The sequence below is a fragment of the Nostoc sp. DedSLP03 genome, from assembly GCF_034530815.1.
Lineage (GTDB): Bacteria > Cyanobacteriota > Cyanobacteriia > Cyanobacteriales > Nostocaceae > Nostoc.
Genome location: NZ_JAVRCK010000027.1, coordinates 16,149 through 42,085 on the forward strand (window position 1 = coordinate 16,149; position 25,937 = coordinate 42,085).

General features: G+C 41.0%; 20 protein-coding genes. 10 read left to right on the top strand and 10 right to left on the bottom strand.

The window, feature by feature from the left end:
• Positions 1-200 precede the first annotated feature (200 nt).
• A complete protein-coding gene (locus RM368_RS15040; protein ID WP_322694791.1) occupies positions 201-2,267 on the top strand; it encodes a prolyl oligopeptidase family serine peptidase in 2,067 nt (688 codons plus the stop codon).
• 86 nt (positions 2,268-2,353) lie between these two features.
• Here the strand turns inward: RM368_RS15040 and RM368_RS15045 are convergent, their stop codons facing one another.
• A complete protein-coding gene (locus tag RM368_RS15045) occupies positions 2,354-3,163 on the bottom strand; it encodes a hypothetical protein (protein ID WP_322694792.1) in 810 nt (269 codons plus the stop codon).
• Between the two features lie 119 nt (positions 3,164-3,282).
• Here RM368_RS15045 and RM368_RS15050 point away from each other — a divergent pair, with 119 nt between their 5' ends.
• Positions 3,283-3,759, top strand: coding sequence for a Uma2 family endonuclease (locus tag RM368_RS15050; RefSeq protein WP_322694793.1), 477 nt, complete (start codon positions 3,283-3,285; stop codon positions 3,757-3,759).
• 410 nt (positions 3,760-4,169) lie between these two features.
• Here the strand turns inward: RM368_RS15050 and RM368_RS15055 are convergent, their stop codons facing one another.
• Positions 4,170-4,637 carry a hypothetical protein gene (locus RM368_RS15055; protein WP_322694794.1) on the bottom strand — a complete coding sequence of 156 codons (468 nt, stop codon included), beginning with the start codon at positions 4,635-4,637 and terminating at the stop codon, positions 4,170-4,172.
• A gap of 514 nt (positions 4,638-5,151) precedes the next feature.
• Here RM368_RS15055 and RM368_RS15060 point away from each other — a divergent pair.
• Positions 5,152-7,971 carry a pitrilysin family protein gene (locus RM368_RS15060; protein ID WP_322694795.1) on the top strand — a complete coding sequence of 940 codons (2,820 nt, stop codon included), beginning with the start codon at positions 5,152-5,154 and terminating at the stop codon, positions 7,969-7,971.
• Positions 7,972-8,149: 178 nt separating this feature from the next.
• Here the strand turns inward: RM368_RS15060 and RM368_RS15065 are convergent, their stop codons facing one another.
• Both RM368_RS15065 and yidD read right to left on the bottom strand, forming a co-directional pair.
• A complete protein-coding gene (locus RM368_RS15065; RefSeq protein ID WP_322694796.1) occupies positions 8,150-9,166 on the bottom strand; it encodes a sulfate/molybdate ABC transporter ATP-binding protein in 1,017 nt (338 codons plus the stop codon).
• Positions 9,167-9,261: 95 nt separating this feature from the next.
• Positions 9,262-9,768, bottom strand: coding sequence for a membrane protein insertion efficiency factor YidD (gene yidD, locus RM368_RS15070; RefSeq protein ID WP_322694797.1), 507 nt, complete (start codon positions 9,766-9,768; stop codon positions 9,262-9,264).
• Positions 9,769-9,963: 195 nt separating this feature from the next.
• On the opposite strand from yidD, the gene chlP reads away from it, so the two are divergent.
• Complete coding sequence (gene chlP / locus RM368_RS15075) at positions 9,964-11,184, top strand: geranylgeranyl reductase (protein WP_322689105.1); 1,221 nt, start codon at positions 9,964-9,966, stop codon at positions 11,182-11,184.
• A gap of 203 nt (positions 11,185-11,387) precedes the next feature.
• Here chlP and RM368_RS15080 read toward each other — a convergent pair whose 3' ends face one another.
• A complete protein-coding gene (locus tag RM368_RS15080) occupies positions 11,388-13,400 on the bottom strand; it encodes a S9 family peptidase (protein ID WP_322694798.1) in 2,013 nt (670 codons plus the stop codon).
• 167 nt (positions 13,401-13,567) lie between these two features.
• On the opposite strand from RM368_RS15080, the gene RM368_RS15085 reads away from it, so the two are divergent.
• Together RM368_RS15085 and RM368_RS15090 are read left to right on the top strand one after the other, a co-directional pair.
• A complete protein-coding gene (locus tag RM368_RS15085; RefSeq protein ID WP_322694799.1) occupies positions 13,568-14,929 on the top strand; it encodes a DUF3370 domain-containing protein in 1,362 nt (453 codons plus the stop codon).
• Positions 14,930-15,034: 105 nt separating this feature from the next.
• A complete protein-coding gene (locus tag RM368_RS15090; RefSeq protein WP_322694800.1) occupies positions 15,035-16,387 on the top strand; it encodes a pentapeptide repeat-containing protein in 1,353 nt (450 codons plus the stop codon).
• 124 nt (positions 16,388-16,511) lie between these two features.
• On the opposite strand, the gene RM368_RS15095 is transcribed toward RM368_RS15090, so the two are convergent.
• Positions 16,512-17,126, bottom strand: a complete 615-nt coding sequence (locus tag RM368_RS15095) for a Uma2 family endonuclease (RefSeq protein ID WP_322694801.1) — start codon at positions 17,124-17,126, stop codon at positions 16,512-16,514.
• A 647-nt stretch (positions 17,127-17,773) separates the two neighbouring features.
• On the opposite strand from RM368_RS15095, the gene RM368_RS15100 reads away from it, so the two are divergent.
• The 3 genes from RM368_RS15100 (at position 17,774) to RM368_RS15110 (ending at position 20,994) form a co-directional block, all read left to right on the top strand.
• Positions 17,774-18,493 (top strand): hypothetical protein, encoded by a 720-nt coding sequence (locus RM368_RS15100; RefSeq protein WP_322694802.1) that lies wholly within the window; start codon positions 17,774-17,776, stop codon positions 18,491-18,493.
• Positions 18,494-18,730: 237 nt separating this feature from the next.
• Complete coding sequence (locus RM368_RS15105) at positions 18,731-19,498, top strand: DUF1350 family protein (RefSeq protein ID WP_322694803.1); 768 nt, start codon at positions 18,731-18,733, stop codon at positions 19,496-19,498.
• Between the two features lie 359 nt (positions 19,499-19,857).
• Entirely contained in the window at positions 19,858-20,994 is a 1,137-nt protein-coding gene (locus RM368_RS15110) for a PP2C family protein-serine/threonine phosphatase (RefSeq protein WP_322694804.1), read from the top strand.
• Here the strand turns inward: RM368_RS15110 and RM368_RS15115 are convergent, their stop codons facing one another.
• The 4 genes from RM368_RS15115 to RM368_RS15130 form a co-directional block, all read right to left on the bottom strand.
• A complete protein-coding gene (locus RM368_RS15115) occupies positions 20,995-21,321 on the bottom strand; it encodes an STAS domain-containing protein (protein WP_322694805.1) in 327 nt (108 codons plus the stop codon).
• 868 nt (positions 21,322-22,189) lie between these two features.
• A complete protein-coding gene (gene grpE, locus RM368_RS15120) occupies positions 22,190-22,834 on the bottom strand; it encodes a nucleotide exchange factor GrpE (RefSeq protein ID WP_322694844.1) in 645 nt (214 codons plus the stop codon).
• A 185-nt stretch (positions 22,835-23,019) separates the two neighbouring features.
• Complete coding sequence (locus RM368_RS15125; protein ID WP_322694806.1) at positions 23,020-23,511, bottom strand: Dps family protein; 492 nt, start codon at positions 23,509-23,511, stop codon at positions 23,020-23,022.
• A gap of 187 nt (positions 23,512-23,698) precedes the next feature.
• Entirely contained in the window at positions 23,699-23,962 is a 264-nt protein-coding gene (locus RM368_RS15130) for a ParB N-terminal domain-containing protein (protein ID WP_104907642.1), read from the bottom strand.
• 115 nt (positions 23,963-24,077) lie between these two features.
• Between RM368_RS15130 and RM368_RS15135 the strand changes: the two genes are divergently transcribed.
• Complete coding sequence (locus RM368_RS15135) at positions 24,078-25,775, top strand: SpoIID/LytB domain-containing protein (RefSeq protein WP_322694807.1); 1,698 nt, start codon at positions 24,078-24,080, stop codon at positions 25,773-25,775.
• The last annotated feature ends 162 nt before the right edge of the window (positions 25,776-25,937 follow it).

Genomic DNA, 25,937 nt, shown 5'->3' on the forward strand with positions numbered 1-25,937 from the left:
TCGGGTTTTGGGGAAAAGGGGAAGGTGGGCCCCCTCTGGGGATAAGGGGCGGGGAAAAAGGCAAAAAAAACCTTTAACCTTTCCCCTTTAACCTTTTCCCCAAACCCAATTCTGAGTTCAAAATCCAAAAACCGAGTAGTATTGCCCCAAGTCTTGGGTCTATCTTTGTAGTATGTAAAGAAGTATTTTGACCTAAGACTATGCCTTCTTCTGAAAATCTCATTTATCCAACCAGCCATAAGAGCAATCAAGTCGATGACTACCACGGTACTTCAGTCGCAGATCCTTACCGTTGGTTAGAAGATCCTGACTCTGAAGAAACAAGAACTTGGATTGAGGCACAAAATCAAGTTACTTTTGGCTACCTGAATGAAATTCCTGCTAGAGAAAAAATTAAACAGCGCCTTACCAAACTTTGGGATTATGAAAAATACGGTATTCCTTTTAAAGAAGGCGATCGCTACTTTTATTTTAAAAATGATGGACTGCAAAATCAAAGTGTTTTCTACACCTTGAAAACCCTCGACGATCAACCCCAAGTTTTACTCGATCCCAATAAACTCTCAGAAGATGGCACTGTTGCTCTTTCGGGATTGTCGATTAGTGAGGATGGGAAACTTTTAGCTTATGGTCTATCTTCCTCCGGTTCTGATTGGCAAGAGTGGAAAATACGCAATATCGAAACTGGTGAAGACCTTCAAGACCACCTGAAGTGGATTAAATTTTCTGGCGCATCTTGGACACACGATAATCAAGGTTTTTTCTACAGTCGCTACGATGAACCAAATGAAAAAACTCGATTAGAAGATGTCAATTATTATCAAAAGCTCTACTATCATCAACTAGGTAAACCTCAATCAGAAGACGTACTAATTTATCATCGTCCTGACCAAAAGGAATGGGGCTTTAGTGGTGGCGTTACTGAAGATGGACGCTATCTAATAATTTCAATTTGGCTAGGGACTGACTCTAAAAATTTGGTTTTTTCCAAAGACTTAACTAACCCTAATGCGGAAGTTGTAGAACTCATTAACCAATTTGAGGCAGATTACAGCTTTATCGACAATGATGATAGCGTCTTTTATTTTCGCACAGATTTAAATGTACCAAGGGGAAGAGTTATTGCAATTGATACGAAAAACCCTGCGCCAGAAAATTGGCAAGAAATTATTCCACAATCAGCAGAAACTTTGGAAAGTGTTGGTATACTTAACAATCAATTCGTTGCTGATTACCTCAAAGATGCTCACAGTCAAATCAAAATTTTTGACCTCAAAGGTGCGTTTATTCGAGAGGTAGAACTACCAGGACTCGGTTCAGCCGGAGGTTTTGGGGGTAAGCGTTATGATACTGAAACTTTTTATAGTTTTACCAGCTTTACCATACCAGGCACTATTTATCGCTACGATATGGTGACAGGAAAAAGTGAGATTTTCCGTCAGCCGCAGGTAGATTTTAATCCTGATGAATACGAGACAAAACAAGTCTTTTATCACAGCAAAGATGGTACTAGAGTACCAATGTTTATTACGCACAAAAAGGGTATTAAATTAGATGGAAATAACCCTACTTATCTCTATGCTTATGGTGGTTTTAATGCCTCAATGACACCTGGTTTTTCTGTGAGTTTGTTGGTATGGATGGAAATGGGTGGTGTCTATGCTATGCCTAATATCCGCGGTGGTGGAGAATACGGTGAAGAATGGCATCAAGCAGGAATGAAAGATAAAAAGCAGAATGTCTTTGATGACTTTATTGGTGCTGCTGAATGGCTGATTGCTAATAAGTATACTAAAACTGAGAAGCTAGCGATCGCAGGTGGTAGTAACGGCGGTTTACTAGTGGGTGCTTGTATAACGCAACGTCCCGATTTGTTTGGTGCAGCGTTACCAGCAGTCGGCGTCATGGATATGTTGCGGTTCCACAAATTTACCATCGGTTGGGCTTGGACTTCCGAATATGGTTCTGCGGATAATCCAGAAGAGTTTCCGGCGCTGTATTCTTATTCGCCATTACATAACATCAAAGCAAATACAGCTTACCCAGCAACCTTAATTACCACAGCCGATCATGACGATCGCGTTGTCCCTGCTCATAGTTTCAAATTTGCCGCCGCTTTGCAAGAGGCTCATACAGGTGATGCACCAACGCTAATTAGAATTGAGACTAAAGCTGGACATGGCGCAGGTAAACCCACGGCTAAAATTATCGAAGAAGCCGCAGATAAATGGGCTTTTTTGGTACGTGCTTTGGGTGTTGAAGTTTAGCAACTTTGTAGGGTGGGCATTGCCCACTCTAGGAGGCTAAACTAACTGAATCAATAATCAATTTACACAACAAGTTTTCCCCGACATCAGTAGTTCCAACTTACAAGCGCTGTCATTACCCTTGCAATAGCCGCGCGATCGCTATCATCTCTAGACTCAAATAATCTTTCTGCTTGTTGCAGATGCGTAACTGCTTCCTTTCGATGTATACATCTATTCAGATAGTACAACGAAATTCCTAAGTCTTGATGAATGTCTGGATCGTTAGGATGATGCTCTAACTGTTGCCGCAAAAGCTCTACTTGATTTTCTAGGTATTGCCAAGAAGATTGCCCAGGTTCTCGGTTTACCATAATTTTCATATAAAGCGTTGAAGTAGGTACTTCCGATTTCTGAGCAAAATAGGGGATATCTAAAAACTGTGCAATCGTTTTCGCAATACTTACAGCACTCTCATAGCTACCATCAGACTTTAGATAAAAGCGCCAGTAGATTGATGGCAAAATTAATCTCGGATAAAAAGATATTCCTCCTTCAGAACCACTGAAATCTTCTACTTCAATACCTGAAATAAGATGACAGGGAAACTCAACAGATTTTGTCTGTAAAATTTTGAATCGATTTTGTCTTTCCCAGAGAATGGAATTTTTGACTTTATCAAAAGTGTAAGTAGTAATTTCTGTATCCTTAATTATTGTATATAGACTTATTGCAACCATTACGCATCCACTTACTACGGCGATGATTCCAGGATAATTAGCACGCTGGAGTACCAACCCCAAAAAACAAAGGAAAAGACCAAATGGAATCAAAATTATACTAATGAGGAATACGCCCCAAAGCGATTTTTGGAAACGCAAAAGGAGCCGATGCTGGTTTTGTTCAATAATCTTCATAAATTAATTGAGATAGTAGGGCTGGGTTTCGTTCTACTTTCTTATCTGCAATCAGAGAGTGAGTCTCAATATTAATAGATGAGTTAAAATTAAATCATCACTATAAGCAAATGTTAACTATGAAATGGGAAGAAGTTTGCGAACACAAACAATTACAAGATTTACCCTTCAAAATTGAATTAAATAAATGGGGACAAATTGTAATGAGTCCAGTCAAAATTAAACATTCTTTTTATCAAGGAAGAATTCAACGTTTATTGGAATCTTTATTAAATACAGGAGAAGTAATGCCAGAATGTGCTATCAACACATCAGACGGTGTGAAAGTTGCTGATGTTGTCTGGTGTTCAGAAGAACGATTTTCTCAAATTGAAGATGAAGTATCAGCTTCTATTGCACCAGAAATTTGTGTAGAAGTCAAATCCAGTGGTAACACTTTGGAAGAAATGGAATTTAAAAGAAATTTATATTTAGAAGCTCAAACTGTTGAAGTATGGTTATGTAATGAACAAGGTCAAATGAAATTCTATAATGAGCAAGGGGAATTAGAGCAATCTTTGTTAGTTCCTAACTTTCCTAAGCAAATTAAACGGTAATTATAGAGAATATACGAGGTAGCGTAGTTTAGTGCCGTAGGCATCACCTAAATTACTTATTTTTAAAATGTATCTTAAAAGTATTGATAATCTTTAATTAAAGATTGGATAAAATAAACTTTACTTAATTTAAAGTATCATCTATTTCATAAATAATGCAATATCAACCTTCACAAAAAGTTAAGTGATAATGGTGAAGGCAAACAATTATTTACCTTCACCCTCAATACAGTTTGGTTAAGGATTTTTGATGAAAATTCTAGATCGTTAAAGATGCGATAAATCACCCTCTTTACGAAGGAATGATTATTGTAGAGACGGCGATTTATCGCGTCTTGCCTTAACCAAACAGTATTACCGCTTTTCTTGATGCGAACAAGAAGTTTAATATTTTTATCCTTCTTGTATAGTTAAAACGCGACAGTTTGGGCTGTACCAGTCAAATGGATTGTCGTATAAGTTTGTCTTTGCCCCTGGTTGAATTTAGGAATCACAGAAAAGAGGTTTGTTGTTGTGATTCCCTTAGTTTCTACTGCGGCTGAGTTACTTTTTCCAAGGTTTACACGGGGTAAGATCAAAGTAAATACGGTATTGCCAGTATCTACTGTTTTATGGATAGTTACAGTTACAAGTGTACCAATCTCTGTTTCTACACTACGGATCTGATCGGTACCTTGAAAATTTAATGTCTGTTGCTTATCTTTATAGGTAAAAAGGGGCTTGCCAGTAAAGCTTGTCGTTGAGTAACTAATGCTGATATTCTTACCTTGAAACTGGTATAAGTTTGGTACTACTTCTGAGGCATTAGCTGATAATACAGGTATTGCTGTTAACAGCATACCTAATGTAGACGATCCAATCAAGTTTCTTGTTTGCATATCTTAAAAAGTTTTTGCTAGTTTGACCGAGATACTTACCCGAATGGGATGACAATAGATATCAAACCAATTTTAAAAGTATATATTACTACAATTGTGTAAAAAGAAACACATTGCAATGCTTGTTAATCTATTTGCAATAATTTCTAATATTCTGTAAAAGTTTTATCGCCGCACCTGATAACCCTTGGGTAGTTTTAACAAATACACTCAGATATGCTATGGGCAAAAAAGTAGTACAGCAATAAGTTTATATAGCGATTACTAGTTACGTGAGGTACAGATAATATTTTGAAACGCAAAGGGACGCAAAGTAAAACGCAGAGGTACGCAGAGATTTGTACCTCAGCAGACTAGGAAAAGCTATATATCATCTTCCTCTGTCACATTTGTTTTAAGCGAATTTTGATTTAATTTTTGTCTTATTCCCTCAATAACTAGCAACTTGAGTTAGATTTAAATTTTGAAATACCCTTTGGGGTTTTATTTTAAAATTGGAAATTTTGTATTGCTTATGAAACGGCGATCGTACATGATGCTTTTAGGATTTTTCCTCAGCCTTATTTTAACTCTCGTGCCAATGGCTGGCAATTTCACTAATGCTGCAACGCCAACAGCAGTCACACCTGTCTCTGCTCTCTCATTCACCCAAGGAGTGCAAAAAACAGTATTAGACAACGGTTTAACGGTATTAACCAAGGAAGTTCATACTGCTCCCGTGGTGAGTGTGCAAGTTTGGTATAAAGTTGGCTCGCGCAACGAAGTTAAGGGAGAGAATGGTATTTCTCACCAGCTAGAACATTTGATGTTCAAAGGTACAAATGACCGTCCAGTACAGTTTGGACGGTTGTTTAGTGCTTTAGGTAGCCAGTTCAATGCTTTTACTAGTTATGACGAAACAGCTTACTTTGGCACAGTGCAGCGAGACAAATTAGAAGCACTGCTGACACTAGAAGCCGATCGCATGGAAAATTCCTTAATTGGGCCTGAACAACTCACCAGTGAAAAGCGGGTGGTGATCTCCGAGTTACAAGGATACGAAAATTCACCAGGTTATCGTCTGAGTCGGGCAGTGATGCGGGCTGCTTTCCCCAATCGAGCTTATGGCTTATCGGTGGGAGGCACAAAAGCCGATGTGGAGCAATTCACGGTGGAGCAGGTACGGAATTATTACCAAACCTACTACAGCCCAGAAAATGCCACGTTGGTGATTACCGGAGATTTTGCCACAAAACCTGCACTCAAAGTTGTCCAAGAAACTTTTGGTAAGTTATCGCAACGACCAAAAAAGAATACGACACTCCCTAATGCTAGGAGAGCAATTGATAATTCCTCGGCATCTTCTTCTGTTGCTGATGCTTCCCCGTCTACCACTGTTGCGAAAAAAGCACCGATTGTCCTCAAGCAACCTGGAAGTGCAGCACTATTGCAAGTGGTGTATCCTCTGCCAGATATCAAACATCCTGATGTTCCAGCAATTGATTTGATGGATGCCATTCTTACAGGTGGACGTAGTTCTCGACTTTATCAGGCTTTGGTGGAATCTGGACTCGCTAGTTCAGTGAGTGGTGGTGCTGCCGAACTCATCGAACCGGGTTGGTATGAAATTGATGCTACGGCGGCTCCCGGTCAAGAGTTGGGGAAAATTGCCCAGGTACTCCAGGAATCTTTAGTAAAATTGCAAGAGCAGCCTGTCACTTCAGAAGAGTTGAACCGAGCGAAGACGCAACTGCAAGCCTCATATATTTTGGGCAATCAAGATATCACTAGTCAGGCTAATCAACTGGGATATAACCAAACGATCGCAGGGGATTATCATTTTATTGAAAGGTATCTGGCTGCGATCGCGAAAGTGACTCCTGCTCAAGTCCAGAAAGCAGCGAAAACTTACCTCAATCCGGCTCAACAAACCATCGGTTTCTTTGAGCCGACTCAACCAGATGGTAAGCCAGGAACTTCTAGCGCTGGTTCTAGTCGCACGGTGGAAAATTTCAGCCCTGGTAAGCCTGTAGATCCAGCAGAACTGGCAAAATATTTGCCACCTGCGACATCAGAAACAGATTCTAATAAACAATCACTACCAGAGGAGTTTACCTTAAAAAATGGTTTGAAGGTTCTGCTGTTGAGCGATCGCAATCTTCCCACTATTAACCTAAGCGGACAAATTGACGCTGGTGCTGAATTTGACGGCAATCAAAAAGCTGGATTAGCGAATCTAACTGCAAGCAACTTAATGAATGGGACGCAGACTAAAAATGCTCTGACCCTAGCAAAAACCTTAGAAGACCTGGGAGCTGGTTTGAGCTTCAGTGCTAGCCGCGAGGGAACTAGCGTTAGTGGTGAGGGACTTTCAGCAAATTTGCCAATATTGGTTCAAACTCTGGCAGATGTGTTAGAAAACGCTACTTTCCCCGCCGATCAGTTAGAACTGAGTCGCCAAAGGGCATTGACAAGTCTGAAAGTCCAGCTAGATGACCCTAGAGGTTTGGGAAGACAAGTATTTCAACAGGCAATTTACCCTGAAAATCATCCATTCCACAGCTTTCCCACAGCCGAGAGTTTAAAGACCATTACTCGTGATGATTTGCTTGCTTTCTACCAGACACACTACCGACCGGATACCACGACGATCGCAATAGTTGGAGACTTCGATCAAGTTAAGGTAAAAGCTTTGCTAAATGAAGTGTTTGGTAAATGGCAAGCCACAGGTAAGCCACCTGTTCTCAAAATACCAACCGTACCATTTCCGCAAACTTTGACACAACTAAATAAAGTAATTCCCGGTAAAGCTGAGGCTGTCACCTACATCGGCTACAACGGCATCTCTCGGAAAGATCCGCGTTATTATGCGGCACTGGTGCTAAATCAAATTTTGGGTGGTGATACCTTAGCCAGCCGCTTGGGTACGGAAGTGCGCGATCGCCAAGGTCTAACCTACGGTATATATAGTGGTTTTGCCGCCGGGATCAATCCGGGGCCCTTCTTGATTCAAATGCAAACTGCTCCTCTTGATGCCCAAAAAGCGATCGCCAGTACTCTCGCCTTACTAAAACAGTTACGCGAGCAAGGAGTAACTGAAGCTGAATTAAACGCAGCAAAACGCTCAATTACCAATAGCTATCCCGTGGATTTAGCTAATCCCAGTGATGTATCAAGCATCATCTTGGATAATGCTGTTTTAGGGCTTTCACGGTCAGAAATCCGAGAGTTTCCCCGACGGATTCAAGCAGTCACTATGGCTAATATGCAACAGGCAATTGAAGATTTAATCAAGCCAGAAAATCTGGTGATTGTCACCGCCGGGCCTGGAAATAGTGTAACCAAGGGTAGCTAATTATTTCAGAGAAATAACAATCTTATCTAATTGGTAAAAATCGCAATAACAAGATCCCCGACTTCTTTAAGAAGTCGGGGATTTCATTGTTTACGAATGATTTAGTAGGATGGCTAATATCACCTTCTTACTTTCTGCCTCCTGCCCCCTGCCTTCTGCCTTCTGCCTCCTGCCTCCTTCAAATTGAATAAGACACTGGAAAGGACTTAGCATCCTTTGGCTTCACATACACTCGCTGTAGAGGTTCTAACTTTAAGTCATTAAAGCGATCGCGTGTTAAATGCGCCATCACTACTTGCCCGTCATCGAAAGTTAATTCCACCTGAATTTCCCAACCTAAATGTATTAATCGGCTTACTGTTGCAGGTGTAGTGGTACCGTTAGCAGCCTTTTCTAAAATCACATCTTGCGGACGCAAAAAGACTTGTGGGTGTGGCGCATCAAACCCGCTGCTTTGAAAAATCTTTGAAGAGCTGGGTAATACATTCACCGGGCCGATGAAGCTCATTACAAATGCGGTGGCAGGATTATCATAAATTTCTGCTGGTGTCCCTACCTGTTCTACACGTCCTTTATTCATCACCACAACCTCATCGGAGACTTCCATTGCTTCTTCTTGGTCATGGGTAACGAAAACTGTGGTAACATGAACCTCATCATGGAGGCGGCGTAACCATGCCCGTAAGTCTTTGCGAACTTTAGCATCAAGTGCGCCAAAAGGTTCATCTAGCAATAAAACTTCCGGTTCTACTGCCAAAGCCCTGGCTAAAGCTACCCGTTGTCTTTGACCGCCAGAAAGTTGTGATGGATAGCGATCGCCTAATCCAGTCAATTGCACCAATTCGAGTAACTGTTCTACCCGTCCTTTAATCCTCTTTGGCTGTGCTTTACGAATTTCTAAGCCAAAGGCAATATTTTGCTTAACTGTCAGATGCTTGAATAGGGCGTAGTGCTGAAATACAAACCCAATATTTCGCTGTTGCACACTTTGGTATGTAGCGTCCTTACCGGTAAGCAGGATTTTGCCGCTATCTGGCATTTCTAAACCGGAAATTAACCGTAGTAGCGTAGATTTACCCGATCCCGATGGTCCAAGTAATGCAACTAACGAACCACTCTTAATTTCTAGGCTAACCTCATCAACTGCCTTGAAACTCCCGAATTGTTTGGAGACGTTCTCAACTACTATACCCACTGCTACTATAACCTCTGCAACTAAATCTACAGATCCTTGGTAGGATTACTGTGTCCTACATATACCATACATTGTTATTTATGGATGAACAAGATTTAGCTACCGCAACTGCCGCAATCGAGGAAGCTACAGTCAGCACCACTGCAATCTAGGGAACTACAATCAGCTGCACCACAATCTAGGGAACCACAATCGGGAGTTATGCTAACGATCTCGACACAATTACAGCCCAAATCGGCACAATCAAAACAGTTAGTATTGTCGCCACTAACAAATGAAGATTTTTGAGCAACTTTACCAGATGCTTGTCGTTGCTGTATGTCTGCTTCATCCTGTATGGATTCTTCTGAGTTCTCGCTCTGCATTCGCAAAATTTGGTTGGCTTGCTTGCAAGCTTGAAATCGTTCGCGGGAATTAACAAAAGCTGCTTTTAACCCTTCCTTGGCAATTAACTGCTTAATGTATTGAGAGCAAGATTCGCCGCCATATAGTCTTCTGTGGGCACAAGCAAAACCTTTGTGTGGGGAGATATGTTTTTGATATCCATTAATTGCGGCAGTACCAACTTGTCTAGTAAAAGAATCGAATAAGGAAATCTGCATATTTTATAACTAGGGACTGGGTAGGCAATATTCTTCATTCTTCCCAATACCCAATGCTTAATACCCAACGCTTAATTCGTATCGAAACATTAAGGAATATTGCATTTGTGCAGAAACCTAGAGGAAAAGCGCCAAATCACTAGAAAGACCGTGGTAGTATGCTCTCGGTAAATGTGAAGATTGGGAGAAAGACCTTTGACACTACGGGTTGCTGTTATTGGGTCAGGCCCTGCTGGTTCATCTGCCGCAGAAACACTGGCAGCCTCTGGGATTGAAACCTACCTGTTTGAGCGGAAGCTAGACAATGCGAAGCCTTGCGGGGGTGCAATTCCCCTATGTATGGTGAGTGAATTTGACTTACCACCAGAGATTATCGATCGCCGGGTACGGAAGATGAAAATGATTTCGCCTTCCAATCGCGAGGTTGATATCAATCTGATAAATGAAGATGAATATATAGGAATGTGCCGCCGGGAAGTGTTAGATGGCTTTTTGCGCGATCGCGCGGCCAAACTAGGCGCAAATTTAATTAATGCCACTGTTCATAAACTCGATATACCAGGAAACAATACCGATCCTTATACCATTCATTACGTTGACCACACAGATGGTATATCACAGGGTATTGCCAAAACTCTGAAAGTGGATGTAATTATTGGGGCAGATGGGGCTAATTCCCGCGTTGCCAAAGAAATGGACGCTGGAGATTACAATTATGCGATCGCTTTCCAAGAGCGGATTCGCTTACCCGAAGACAAAATGGCCTACTATAACGATCTCGCCGAAATGTATGTCGGTGATGACGTTTCTACCGATTTCTACGCTTGGGTTTTCCCCAAATATGACCACGTAGCTGTCGGTACTGGCACGATGCAAATCAATAAAGCCAGCATCAAACAGTTACAAGCTGGTATCCGCGCTCGTGCATCCGAGAAGTTGGCAGGCGGTAAAATCATCAAAGTTGAAGCCCACCCAATTCCCGAACATCCCCGTCCCCGTCGTGTTGTCGGTCGCATCGCTTTGGTGGGAGATGCTGCTGGTTATGTTACCAAGTCTTCTGGTGAAGGTATTTATTTCGCCGCTAAATCTGGGCGGATGTGTGCCGAAACCATTGTCGAAGCATCTAACAGTGGTAGCCGGATTCCTACAGAAGGCGACCTGAAGGTTTACCTGAAGCGTTGGGATAAAAGATACGGACTTACTTACAAGGTGCTGGACATTCTGCAAACCGTATTCTATCGTTCTGACGCCACCCGCGAAGCCTTTGTGGAAATGTGCGATGACCTCGATGTACAACGGCTAACATTTGATAGCTATCTGTATAAAACGGTTGTCCCGGCTAATCCCATCACCCAATTGAAGATTACTGCCAAAACCATTGGTAGTCTAATTCGGGGTAATGCCCTTGCACCTTAATTGAGTGGCACTTTCAACAAAGAAATTACTCAATTTTGCCGATTAGAAAGAATGTCAAGTTGAAATTGATGGGTAAACAAGTTCGTAGTAAGGACTTTAGTCCTAGATTTTTAAGCACTGAAGTGCTTACTACAAACCCATCATATTTAATGAGACATACCACTTGGTAATTTGTGAAGTTCGGCAAAAGTATGTATTTGTACTCACAATCCATGCTTGCTATACCAATTAAGATAGCGTTGTAGGCGATCGCGCAGGTAACTCGGCTTGCTAATGTCGTGAGATTGCTCAGGATAAATAATCAATTGAGTATCAACCCCTAAACTTTTGAGTGCTTCATACATCTGTTCGGAGTTGTGCAACGGAACAGAAACATCGCGATCGCCACCCAGAAATAGTGTTGGTGTCACAATTCGGTCGGCGTGCAGGAACGGAAAAGAAACTCTTAGCCAAGTGTTAAGGTTTTTCCACGGCACGCCCAATTCCTGTTCGTAGTCATAAATATACTCGTCAGTACCGTATCCTGCCAAAATATTGGAAATACTAGCTCCACTTACCGCAGCTTTGAAACGGGTATCTTGGGCAATCGTATAGTTTGTTAACATACCACCGTAACTCCATCCACCTATTCCCAACCGAGATGGATCGGCTATCCCTTGTGCTTCAACGTAGTCAACAGCAGCAAGGACATCTTGAACATCTTTATTTCCCCAGTCAGCGTAAATAGCCTTCGAGAACGCTTCACCCCGTCCCGAACTACCCCGTGGATTAACTGCAACGACAACATAACCTTTTGCTGCAAACAGCTGCCAGTCATACATAAACTGGTTTGTGTACTGCCCGACTGGGCCACCATGAAGTTGAAGGAGTGTTGGGTATTTCTTTCCTGGTTGAAAATTTGGTGGTTTGACTAAGAAACCGTGGATTTCGGTGCCGTCTTTACTCTTGAAACTAATTTCTTCCGTCGTTCCTAATTGAAGTTGGGCAAGCAATTCCTGGTTTTGGTGCGATATTGAACGCAGTTCACTTCCTTTAAGGGTAAAAATCTCACTTGGCTGCTGCGGCATTGAGGATAACAAAGCAATCCTGTCGTCACCCGCTAAGTCAAAGGCGCTGATATTTCTACGTCCACCTAGTAATCGCTCTATCTTACCGCCTGTTACTCGTACTTTTGCTAGGTGAACATTGCCATCGTCTTCCAGCAAAAACAAAATTGATTTGCCATCAGATGTAAAGCGTGGCTTAACAACATTGCGATCGAGTTTTGCTGTTAACAGACGTGGAGTACCTCCTGATGCTGGAATAACGGCAAGATGGTAAACAGCATACTCAATTAGCTTTTGAGGGCCTCCTTGCAGATAGGCTATTAACTTCCCATCTGGACTCCAAACAGGCCGGCTACCCCAAGATGGATCGCAATTGGGGACTTCATTGGTAGTTATTTGATGTACTTTTGCTCCTGGTTGGGCGTTGATTGTGTAGACATCCCAATTGTTATGCCGATCGAAATCAGCACCGCGTTTGCTGACAAAAGCAATCTTCTTGCCATCTGGAGACCAGCTCGGTAAATACTCATTAAACTCACCTGGCGTTAGAATATCTGCTTTATGAGTTGCTAAGTCAAACAGGTAGAGGTGTTCGCGACTTTTTCCGAGATATCCAACGCCGTCCTCTTGAAATTGAAAGCGATCGATGACAATTGGCTGTGCCGTCTTTTGTTCGTTGTGAGTTTCTGGGGGTGGATCTTCGGCGATTACAGCCAGTTGTTTGCCATCGGGCGACCAAACGAAATCAGAAACGCCTCCTGGAAAATCTGAAATCTTTTCTGCTTCTCCATCGGCAAGATTCAGCAGCCAAATTTGATTGTCTTCACTGTCGGACTGACGACTGGAGAGAAAAGTTAGGTACTTTCCATCAGGACTGAAACGAGGAGAACTTTCGCTATCTTTACTGTTAGTTAATTTTAGGGTGCGGGAGCCATCCCACGAAGTCAGATAAATATGGTTGTTGACAGAATCATTATTGATATCGGTACTCTTGACCGTATAGGCTATCCAGGCTCCATCGCTAGAAATTTGCGGTTCGCTGACTTGGTGGAGAGCAGACATATCGTCTAGGGTAATCAGCCGCTTGGACGTTGCTTGAACCTTGAGACTCGTACCAATCAAAGCAGCGATCGCACCACAAGCTAATGCCAGTTCCCTAAACTTTTTCATGTTTGTTGTCAAAATTAGCAAGGACGCTTATCTTACATCTGTTAGTCACTTTGCTGGATGTTACTTGCAACTTTATTTTACAAACAGCCTCTGCTAATTTGTCACACTTGGGGAGAGATTAAGTATGCTGTATTCTGAACTTCAGCGATAAATTGCTTTTTAAATAAATGCTTAATTTTATTTCCTATTTGTTTTTAGCTCAAGCATCGCCTTCTCCTCCACCGCAGGAAATCTTCGTTCCCCAACAAACAAGACCTTTAACAGGATATCTTGACGAAGTACCAGTATTTAACAGTAATAATCCAGAAGTAGTTAAAAGTGAAGGAATTCTCCTATCTACATTTCCTCCTCAAGGCAAAAAAGTGCCCAGCGCCCACTTGAACTTTCCATTTCAGGGAAGGTTTGATTTATTTTCTCACCATATTGCGAGAGCGATTGAGACGCCAAATGATTTGCGGACTCTTTATTTGGGAGTGATTGTTTACAATCCCAGCGATCGCTCTGCAACTGTCAACATCTTGCAAGCAGCTAGTTATGTGAGTCAACCTGATGCACCTTTTGTCAAGCTTCCTCCTATGCAGTTAAATAATTCGGGAAATATTTATGCTGGGCCTGGCGATCGCGTAATGAATGATGTGCTACGAGTCAGACGACAAGGATGGCCAGCCCAGTTGGTAATTCCACCAAAACAAAGCCGGATGTTAATGAATCATCCCATTCCAGTGCGGACTTTAACGCCGCCATTGAATGGACGTTCTACTTTATTACGTTTGTATAGCGATCGTCCTGTTTATCTGGCGAACCTGGCCATGTTTGCCAAACCCAATGCCGATGGTAGTGAAAGAGCGCCTACTTTAGAAGAATGGGAGAATTTATTAGAAAATGGTGATTTTGCAGGGCCCCGCGAATCGGCTCCCAGTCCTCCAGATAAACTTGCAGGGGCAACAGAAATTTACGGACGGGTAGCGGGAGTAGCTGTTGGCTCTCGTTGGCAAGCACAAATTACCGACTCTAATAGTTCATACCTAACAATTCCCGAATCAGGACAAGCTTTTTCTTACGGTTTAAGTACCCTTTTGGCTGGCAAAATGGGTACTGGACAAAACCAAACTGCTAAACTCGTAGCGCGTTATCCTGGTACTGCTTACGAAGCTCACGGCAACTACGGCATTGAATACAACATCTCTCTACCATTATTCAACAATACGGATAAGCCGCAAACTATAAATGTACTTTTTCAAACGCCGATTAAAGAAGATGAGTTAAGTAAACCAGGGCTGCGCTTTTTTTCACCACCCCAACCATCCGTCTTTTTCCGAGGCACTGTTCGTATTCGCTACAATGATGATAATGGCTTACCCAGAACTCAATATTGGCATTTAGTTCAACAACGGGGACAGATGGGAGAACCGCTGGCTCAATTAAAAATATCTCCTGGACAGCGCCGACTGGTAGAAGTGGATTTTCTCTACCCACCTGATGCTACGCCCCCTCAAATGTTGACAATTCAAACTGTAGATCAAAATTAACAATTTAAAATTCCAGAAGTATTGTATGGAATACAAGTCTTGAGTTGAGTGCAATTTCTGATAAAACAGATGTTGTTCTTAATCTCCTGGGGCAAAATAGAAAACATGACAATTGAATCCAATTCCTCTAATCTACCAACCCCAGAACCAGGCCCCGAAAACGATTCGCAACCAGATGACTTTGACGGTGGTGCAGGTGAGAAGAACCTAAACTCAGAAGCACTAGCAACACAACAAGCTCTAGCGACGATCGCATCTTTAAAATCTCCACAAAATACAATTGCTTTACAACAAGCCCGTTCTGACTTCAAACAACCCATTAGCAAGCAATTCACAGTTAAGCCAAGGGCATTGCTGATTATTTTAATAGCGATCGCCATTACCTTCACTGGGATTATCCTCAATAATTGGATCGTCGGCATTATCGGAACACTGATGGCTTTGCTACTATCCCTGGCGATATTATTGCCTTGGTTGCAAGAAGTTTTAGACGAATGGTTTTCACCCCAAGAACGTACCCTGTTTGTTGCCTTTTTGGGACTAATAGTAGCCATTATCGGCACGATCAGATTTACAGGTGTAGGCGATCGCTTACTTGTTTTAGGGCGCCAGATTAACTGGGAAACTGCTGGTAGCCTTGCAGAATGGTTTGGCGCTTTGGGGCAAATTCTGATCGCCATCATTGCCGTTTACGTAGCATGGCGACAATATGTTATTTCCAAAGACTTGACAATTCAGCAAAATATGCTGACAGTTCAGCAAAATATCATCACCCAGCAACAGACAATTGATTCCTACTTCCAAGGCGTTTCCGACTTGGTATTAGATGAAGAAGGATTATTAGAAGATTGGCCCCAAGAAAGAGCGATCGCTGAAGGACGCACTGCGGCAATTTTAAGTAGTGTCGATGGTAGTGGGAAAGCGAAAATTCTCCGTTTTTTGTCACGTTCCAAGTTACTATCGCCCCTAAAACGCGATCGCTTATTAGGTCGAGCCATTCTTGATGGAACTGGCGGATATGCAGAAGACCGCCTCGAAGGTGTGCGCGTCATCGATTTAGGCGTAATGCTAGCCGCAGCCGACCTTTCTGGTACTGATTTACGTTGGACTGATCTGAGCGAAGCTAATCTTGTCCGCGCCAATCTGAGCGGTTGCGATTTAGTAAAAGCCAACCTCTCCCGCACAATTTTATATGGTGCAAATCTCAATGATGCTGACATCAACGGGATTCGCCTATTCTATGGTGTAGTAGATAAAGCCTCACCCCGCAGTCGCACCCAAGCACCAGATTATGAAACCGGCGAACAAACCGGCGCTGTAGTAGAAAATGCCGATTTCAGCAACGTACAACGAATGTCTGAGTCTACACGTAACTACTGTTGCACTTGGGGTGGCGAGAAAACTAGAGGTACTATTCCTGGTGGTTGTGAAGGTATTCCTAATAAGTTGGGAAGATAATTATAAGACTAGATAAAAAATTATACCAATGTTAAAAAAGAATGCGACAGATACATACTCCCAAACCTTTGTTCTGTCTAGCTTCCCTAATTTTGAATTTTGAATTTTGAATTTTGAATTGGTATTAGTTAGCCGCATTAAAAATCTGCTGTGCAGTTAAATTTAATTTGGGAAAGGTAGGTGATGAAATCGCGGTGTTACCTTGAAACGCTGTCATTTGATATTCACCATCAACTAATTCGCATACAAAAATAGTCGGTTGTTTGGGATTGCCGATGAACTTTCTTGCACCCAATGCAGCATAATCAGCAATCCAATATTCGGGAATGCCCATTTCTTCATAATCCCTAAGTTTATTGTAGTAATCATCTCGCCAGTTGGTTGAAACAACTTCAATAACTATTGGAACCGATGCTGCTTGGCTTACTGTTGACTGTTTTTGAAAGAGCGGTTCATTGTCGAGATTATCAAGATTTAGCAGCAACACATCAGGCGAATAAGCGGATTCGGCAGAAGGAGTTTTGACCAATGCGGTTTTGGGTATAGTGTAGGGAAGATTCAGGCGATCAAACTCGACAGTTAGCTTACGGGCTATAAATCCTACAACTTTTTCATGCGAACCGATTGGAGGCGGCATTTCAATAATTACTCCTTTGTATAACTCATAGCGTTTTCCATCGTTGGGATACCATTCTATAAATTCATTGAAGGTTAGTAATTTGGGCAACGATTGGGTCATAATCTTACCTCCATATATGTTTTATTTTATCATGCAATAAATGTTGATTAGGACTTACGCATTGACAAAGTGGTAAAATAGTGTGTTGATAAAAAGTATTAATCTGTAAGAGTTTAGGATTGCTAAACGCATACTTATTAAGTATCCGACAATCAGAGAAATCAGCAAACCCTCTACAGCACAATGCAATCTGGAACATTACACTCTGTTTTTACACTTCAGCTCCAAAACATGGGGATATTGTAGATTAGCAGAAATATTAGAAGACGTTTATTACAAAAATATTGAATAGCTTTATGTAAATTATTGGTGGTTGCCCAAATTCAATCAACGACTGCCCGAATTCAATATAGGAACTTAGTACACGTCACCCTAAAAAAGGGTCGAAATTTAATTTTTTGTAGGTTGGGTTGAGGAACGAAACCCAATAAGCGCTCAACATCAGGTTTTAGGTTTCGTAAAAATGGATAAAATCGAGCTTAGGAGTAAATAATTATCCTCGCACAAGAGTATCATATTGTACAAAACTTATTGACATTGCCTACAAGTATTAATTTGCTTGAAAAAGTTTAGACAAAATGCCAGCATTCTAGAAATTTGATTGCTATATTAGATTAAATAACTATTCTGGCAAGGGTTGAAAAGCTGTGCGAGATGATTTACAGGGATTGGAAATTAGTCAGAACGATCTGCAAAAGCTGACTAATTTACCTGTCAATGAAAAACTTTTAATCATTACAAATCCTCTCAAGAGATTAATAAATGTATATATACAAAAAATCCAAAGCTCTGAAGGTGCGACTGTAGTTTTTATTGGATTTTCTACATTTCTTTTTGTCTATATTTTATTCGATCTAATTATTAAAATGTTTGTGACGTGGATAACAATTCCATCATGGATATTATTATTTTTTTTAGGGCTTTGGGTTGGTGGTCTGACGCAAAGCATTTTGTATTTTATCTGGAAAAGTAAAAGTAAGCTTGTGAAAGCTAATATGACAAAATCTCTGCAAATCTTGTTAAACGAGGTTAATAGATATAATACTGTTATTAGAGTTATAGATATTAATGACCAAATAGAAGAAGCTGGTAATCCAGAAGTGATTATCAAGGAAAGAGAGGATGTAATCGAAGCGCTTAAACTCACCAAAGCTGATTTAATTCGCGCTTTGAAGACAGAAAGGATTTTGAGAGAAAATAAGAATTTTATCCTCAGTAATACAGAACTATTTGTCAACAATTTAGCAACTTTAACAGCGATGCAAGTAACAGAGGAGGCTACTGAACATGGAAGGTTACTCAATGAAGCATTACAAATTGCATTAGATGTGCAATACGAAATGAAAAGATTACAGACTCAACGTTAAGATAATTCGTAATTAAGTTTTGTAATAGGAATTTAGAAAGCACTCGTAAATTGACTCGGTACTCAGTAAGAGTTAGAGAAAGCGTAGATGCTACTGATAAATCCATAGAGGTTGCTGGGTGAGTTGGCTGCCAATCTGCTAGTAAAATACGATCGATGGCTTTTTTCCATAATCTTTCCCACGGTTGCAATCCCCGGTCTACCATAAAGAATAATCGTAAAGCGATCGCTTATCCGTATGGACTGGAAAGAAATTAGAGGGAACTGGGTAATCATTCCCCAAAATCCCATAGGTATCGTTCATTTTTTAGGAGGTGCATTTGTCGCCACTGCACCGCACATCACTTATCGCTGGTTACTCGAACAACTGGCAAGTAAAGGCTACGTTGTAATTGCTACGCCTTTCGTCAATACATTGGATCATACTGCGATCGCAAAATCCGTGCTGTTAAACTTTGACCGCACCCTCGAACGATTGCATGATTCTGGGGCATTACGCAAGCTTTACTTCCCTATCTACGGCATTGGACACAGTATGGGCTGTAAACTCCACTTGCTGATTGGTAGCCTGTTTAAAGTAGAACGTGCAGGGAATATTTTAATATCCTTCAACAACTACGCCGCTAAAGAAGCTATCCCTCTAGTAGAGCAGTTCAATTCTACTTGGAAAATCGAATTTACCCCCTCGCCGTTGGAAACTAACAAACTTGTCCAAGAACATTACAATATCCGGCGCAATTTATTAATAAAATTTAGTAATGACACCATCGATCAATCGGCAGCTTTAACCAAAATCTTACAAGAACGTTTTGATGAGATGGTGACAGCGCAAACGTTACCAGGAAATCATACAACACCTTTAGGTCAAGATATTAAATGGCAAACGGGAACATCTTTTACCCCCTTTGATGCTTTAGGGCAATGGTTCAAACAAGAAGCATACCGTGACTTAAACCAGTTAAAAAGCAACATTCTTTTATGGCTAAATCCTTTGAGAACGCCATAACATTTTATGACTGTTGAATAGTCGTAAATTTGATGGGTAAATAGAAATGAGTTATAGTGCTTCTCATTTAAGTCTAATAAAGACCAAACCCTCAATTCCTTACGCCTGTTGCCCCAACGTAAGGTACTCTCTCTTAAAAAGAGAGAGTAGTCAAAGTCTATTGCATACATAGACACGTAGCGGCTACTCTACGAGTTATCTGTTCGCGCTAGCGTCTCCCCTTGGGAGAAGGAGTACCCGCGGGGTACGATAAGTGCTATAGCATCTCTGTATTGATACTACTAGCTTATTAGCTCATATCATATTTTTATTTTCTATTTTGACAAAAAATTATTAATGAGTGTTTTCAAAAAATTTATATGTTTCAAATACTAATAATTGATGACGATCATTCAATAAAAATACTCCTGAAAAGGATGTTGGAAAAACAGGGTTATGAGGTCGTTACTGCCAGTAGCGGCGAGGAAGGAATAGAAAAAGCACAGGTTTACCGTCCAGCATTAATTATTTGTGATTGGATCATGCCGGGGTTAAATGGTCTAGAAGTTTGCCACCACATTAAGACAGACCCCAAATTTTTCACCACATTTTTTATTTTATTAACATCCTTAGACTCCGTTGCCGATTGCGTCAAAGGCTTAGACGCTGGTGCTGATGATTTTATCTCTAAACCTATTGAGCATAATGAATTACAAGCACGGGTAAGAGCAGGATTACGCCTGCATCAGTTGAGTAGAGATTTGCAGGCTCAAAAGTTGCTTCTAGAATCAGAAATGTCAGAAGCAGCAGAATATGTGCGATCGCTGCTACCTCTTTCTATGACTGAACCCTTCAATATAAATTTTCGATTCATTCCCTCACGACAACTCGGCGGTGACTGTTTCGATTACTATTGGCTCGATGATGACTATCTGGCAATTTACTTACTCGATACGGCCGGACATGGACTCAAAGCCACTCTTCCTTCTGTTTCAGTGCTGAATTTGCTGCGTTCCCGTGCGCTCAAAGGTCTTGATTACTATCAACCTAGTGATGTATTGAAGGCTTTAAATGACACTTTTCAGATGAATTATCAAAATGATAAATACTTTACCATTTGGTACGGAGTTTACAACCGAACCAACCGCCAGTTAATTTATGCTAGTGCAGGTCATCCACCAGCAGTTTTAGTAACCGGCACATCTCCAAGAAAATCTGAAGTTCAACTCCTAAAAACCCCTGGCATGCCAGTTGGCATGTTTCCAGAGGCAAAATATGTTGATAGGTTTTGCAATATTGAAAAATTCAGTACCCTTTATATTTTTAGTGATGGCGCTTATGAAATAACTAAATCAGACGGCACACTTTGGAGTTTGGATGCTTTTATTCAGCTACTGGTTAGCTTACAAGATCCTGTTGATAGCCAACTCGATCGCGTACTTAGTTATTTAATAGCTCTGAACTCCAAAGATGCTTTTGATGATGATTTATCTATTTTGCAAATGAAGTTTGATTAATTATGTATTAGAGACTAAAACCTGATTAAATGCATCTTGGCTGGGAAAAATTTCAAATACTTTATCCATATTAGTCAGTTCAAATAATATCCTGACTTGCTCATTAATTGAGCAGAGAACAAGCTTCATATCTGCGGCTCGCAAGGTTTTAAAGGCTAATACTAAAGCTCCCAAACCCGAACTATCCATAAACGTTACATCTTTAAAATCAACTAACACAATTTTCGCACCACTTTCTAAAATATTTGTGATATTTTGTCGAAAGTCTTGTGAAGTTGTGGCATTCAAATTACCACTGAGCTTAATAACTTTTACTTGCTCTCTCATAATTATGTCACTCTGATTTATGTAAATAATACTCTGATTTCGCTATTATAGAACATTTAAAAATGCTTGTAAAATAAAATTTAAGATAAAATATTGAGTAATAATTAATAATTAATTGGCATAGAGAAAGATTACTTATAAAAATTTGAATCTATTTTTTTATAATTAAAAAGTTTTTTAGCTTAATTAAATATAGTTTTTTTACTATAAATAGACCAACTATAAATCAACCAGCTAAGTAAATTGGCACGATCGACATCTGATATATTTAGTTTTGTAAAAATGTTAGAATGACCAATTTATAAGCAGTTCGTTGATTTGATGTTTTATCATGTATGTTGATTTTTTCATGCCGACTTACTTGCATCTTCTCGATTTAAATATATACTTACTTACATACAAGCTGAAGTTACTGCTTTTCAGATTATTTACCAAATATTTTTGCAAAACTGAAATTCTCCAATAAATCTCACGATCGTAGCTGTCATTAAGCAATTCAAAATTCAAACACTCTAGACTACACTTACGTATAGCTAAACCTAGTCCAGCAGCAGCTTTTCCTCCGTGAGTATTTATGATAGTAACTAGGATCTACATTTATTTATGTCCAATTACTTACATAATTGAAAAAATTTACCTCTGGACTACCGCTCTAGAGCCAAAAATTTAGGTTTAAACAGTGCCAAGCAAGCTAGAACCGACACCAAGGCTTTAAAAGAAGTTTTCTCGAAGGCATCGCCTTTGCTATTTTAGTATTCCCAATATCTGTCATTTATCGACAAACAATACAAAAAGTAAAGAGTTATGAATTTATTACTCCTAACTCCTGGAAAGATTTGGATTAATCGCGTCTCTACTCCTCACGCCCTCAAACAGGACTCACTTTGGCTCTGTAAAGCAACTTTTCACCTTGAAGGTAGCCAGTGTAGCGTACTTTGACTGTTTCTCCAGGTTGTGCAGTTCCCTCCAGCAATTGGTGCAGTTGGGGATCGTAAGGTAATTCTGCTCCCACAGGGGCGATCGCTTCTACTCCCCACGCCTGTAACAGCTTTTCTAGGGGTTTCTGCACCAAGGGTACTATTTTGACTGCTGCTAGCTGAGGATTCTCCTGCGCTTTCTGTGCTGCTGTTGGCCATTGCAATAATAAAGACTCCAGCAGTTGCAAACTCGACTGCTGGAGTTCTTGTATTAATATTTCTCGCTGTTGTTCTAATTGAAGCTGCGAGCGATCGTACTCTCTTCTTAAATCTGTAATTTCTTGTAACAATTCCTGAGTAGGCGCTGTTTTCTCTGGTAATAAATCTACGGTTGAAAAAGTTGCGATTAATTCATTCAATGGCATCTGTAGCACTGGCGAAAGCTTAAGCAGCACATCTACCCGCATCTGCTCTAACTTTCCTTGGCGTAAGCGTAAAAGTTGACGTTCTGAGACACCAGCAGCGCGACTCAGACCTTTAAAACTAGAAATACCTACCTGTTGCATTAAATCTTGCAACTTTTGGGAATGGAGCATTGGGGCATGGGGCATGGGGCATTGGGCATTGGGGAGGCAGTGACGGGTACGCAGGGGTTCCCCAACTGGAGCAACTGCCGTCATTGGGCATGGGGAATAGGGAATAGGGCATTGGGAAATAATTGTTATAACTCCTAACTCCTAACTCCCCAGTTTCCAATGCCCTATTCCCTATTCCCTAATTCCTATTCTTCCAGTAAACTTCTCAACATCCAAGCTGTCTTTTCGTGTACTTGCATCCGCTGAGTCAATAAATCGGCGGTAGGTTCGTCGTTAACTTCCTCTATCACCGGGAAAATAGACCGTGCAGTTCTGACTACGGCTTCTTGTCCTTCCACAAGTTCGCGAATCATCTCCACAGCTTTAGGAACTCCGGGAGTTTCTGGAATCGAACTCAGTTTGGCATATTCGCTGTAGGTTCCTGGTGCAGGATGGCCAAGTGCTCTAATTCTTTCGGCTATTAAATCAACTGCTAAGGCTAATTCTGTATACTGGGTTTCAAACATCAAATGCAATGTTTGAAACATCGGCCCCGTTACATTCCAATGGAAGTTATGAGTTTTCAGATACAGTGTATAAGTGTCAGCTAACAGGTGAGATAAACCATCGGCAATTTTAGCCCTACTCGCCTCGTCAATGCCGATATTTACATTTTTGACTGTTACTTTCGATGACATAATTTTCTCCTAATTAGGTTATATGTAATGGGGGATTGGAAATTGGGCATTGGGGATTGGGCATTGGGCATAGGGAAAGGGGTAAGGGGAAAGATTAAATTTATTCCTTTTCCCTTTAACCTTTAACCTTTTCCCCTGCTCCCCCTGCTCCTCTACTCCCCTGCTCTTTATTCCCCACTCCCATTTTCTATGCCAAGTGCATCTTCAAAACGCTACGGGGTGCTTTACGAACTCTGGCTAAAACGGTTTCCTTGCCTAAACGCTGGCAAGCTTCATACCGATGGCAACCAGAAAAGCCATAATATTGTCCATCTACTTCTAGGACATCAATAGGTTCTTGCTGCCCAATCTCCGCAATCGATTCCATTAAGGCTTGTACTTTATTTGGATCGTTTGTACGCGGCAATGGCCGTTTTATCTGATTTAATGGAATTTCTTGGACTTTTACCATAAAGAGTTTATCCAACTAATTCTGTTTTTTGTCTCTATATAAATCATAGTCATTATGACTTCGTTTTGCAACTAGTATTTAGGGCAAAATTGGTAATGGTATCATTGGAGCATTCATGCGACAAAAAAACCGCACTACAAAGCAATTGGAAAATCAGCTCCAACGACGCATTAAGGGGCAGAAGACGCTTGAGTACTCGCTATCGCTTCCCTATCAGATAGCCATGAAATTTTCGTTTTGGCGTTTTCCCCACGCTGTACTTACAACATTTTGTCTATTGGGACTGACTGCTGCATCAGGGCCTGAGAGCAACATCCAGGATATAGAACTGAAAATTGGGATTGTGCAGCGATTTGGCGCCGAAGCCACAGCCAAGCTGCAACTGGAACCGATAAAAGGCGATCGCTTAAAGCTAAAATTTCAAGTGGGCAATAAGCAGCAAGTCCTGTTTACGAAAAATCCTGTAAAGCTGGAAACAGTTATGCAAGCTTTACCCCAGTCGGCAGTCGAAGAAGTAGTAGTTTTGGGCACATACCGCACTTTTGAAACTGCGGAAGACAGTGCTAAGAAATGGCGTTCTCAGGGAATGGAAGTGGAAATAGCCCAGCCAGAACGCTGGCAGGTTTGGGCTAAACGAGATGTTTACAGCACCCCTTTACTGCGACGCTTGTTATTACAAAACATCCAAGCTTCTACTAAAGAAAAAGTATATCTTGATACTAAAATTTTGAAGCAAGTGCCGCGAGTGAGTTGGGTGGTGGATGGCAATCGCTATAGCCCAAATAACTTGGAAATTAGCACTGATAAAAACTTAATTCGGGTAAATAAAACCGAAAAACAAGAGTTTGCTCGTCTTTATGCCGGTCGAATGAATTTGCAGCCAAATGCTTATGGCACATATACTCTAGTTAATCAAGTACCTTTAGAAACTTATTTGCGTGGGGTTGTGCCTTACGAAATAGGGACAAATGCACCAAAAGCGGCGCTGGAAGCTCAGGCAATTCTTGCCCGGACTTATGCTTTGAGAAATTTACGTAGGTTTGCCGCAGATAATTATCAGTTGTGTGCTGATACTCACTGCCAAGTTTATTATGGGTTGAAGGGAGCAGCAGCCAAAACAGACCAAGCGATCGCCTCAACTAAGGGTAAAGTACTAACTTATAAAAATGAACTCGTAGACGCCCTGTATTCTTCTACCACTGGTGGCGTCACCGCTTCCTTTAGCGATGTCTGGAATGGCGAAGATCGTCCCTATCTACGCCCCGTACTGGATGCTCCGACTAATTTTTGGGACTTGTCTAAGCAGAATTTAGCAGATGAAAAGAATTTTCAGAAATTTATTAATACGCAACAAGGATTTAATGAAAGCAAGTGGGATATGTTTCGTTGGCATAAAGAAACGCCTTTAAAAGATATTATTAAGGACTTGCAAAAGTTTTTACAGGTGAAAAACAGTCCCCATGCCAAATTTAAGACAATTCAGGCTATGGCAGTAGTGGAGCGCAGCCAGAGTGGACGTATCCTGGAACTTGCGGTTAAAACCGATCGCGGTACTTTTATTTTGCACAAAGACGAGGTTCGCAGTGCTTTTGCCGCTCCTACAAGTACGCTTTTTTACATCCAACCTCTGAACAAAGGCAAACCGGAACTCTGGGGATACGCTTTTATTGGTGGTGGATTAGGACATGGAGTCGGCTTGAGTCAAACTGGCGCTCAAAATTTAGCTAAACTAGGTTGGTCAAGTCCAAAAATTCTCCAATTTTACTATCCTGGTACTCAGATTCAAATTCTTAACAAAGAGACTAAGCTTTAAGCTTATTAACATTCAAGTTGCATTTTTCGCTAGCAGTCAGGAGTTAAGAAGAGGCAAAAAATAGCGAGGAAACTCATACTTAAAAAATTAAGCAGGAACACAATATTTACTAGTGTTCCTGCTCAACACAAAATTAGACTTTTTGTCAAAGTCGCCTTCAGA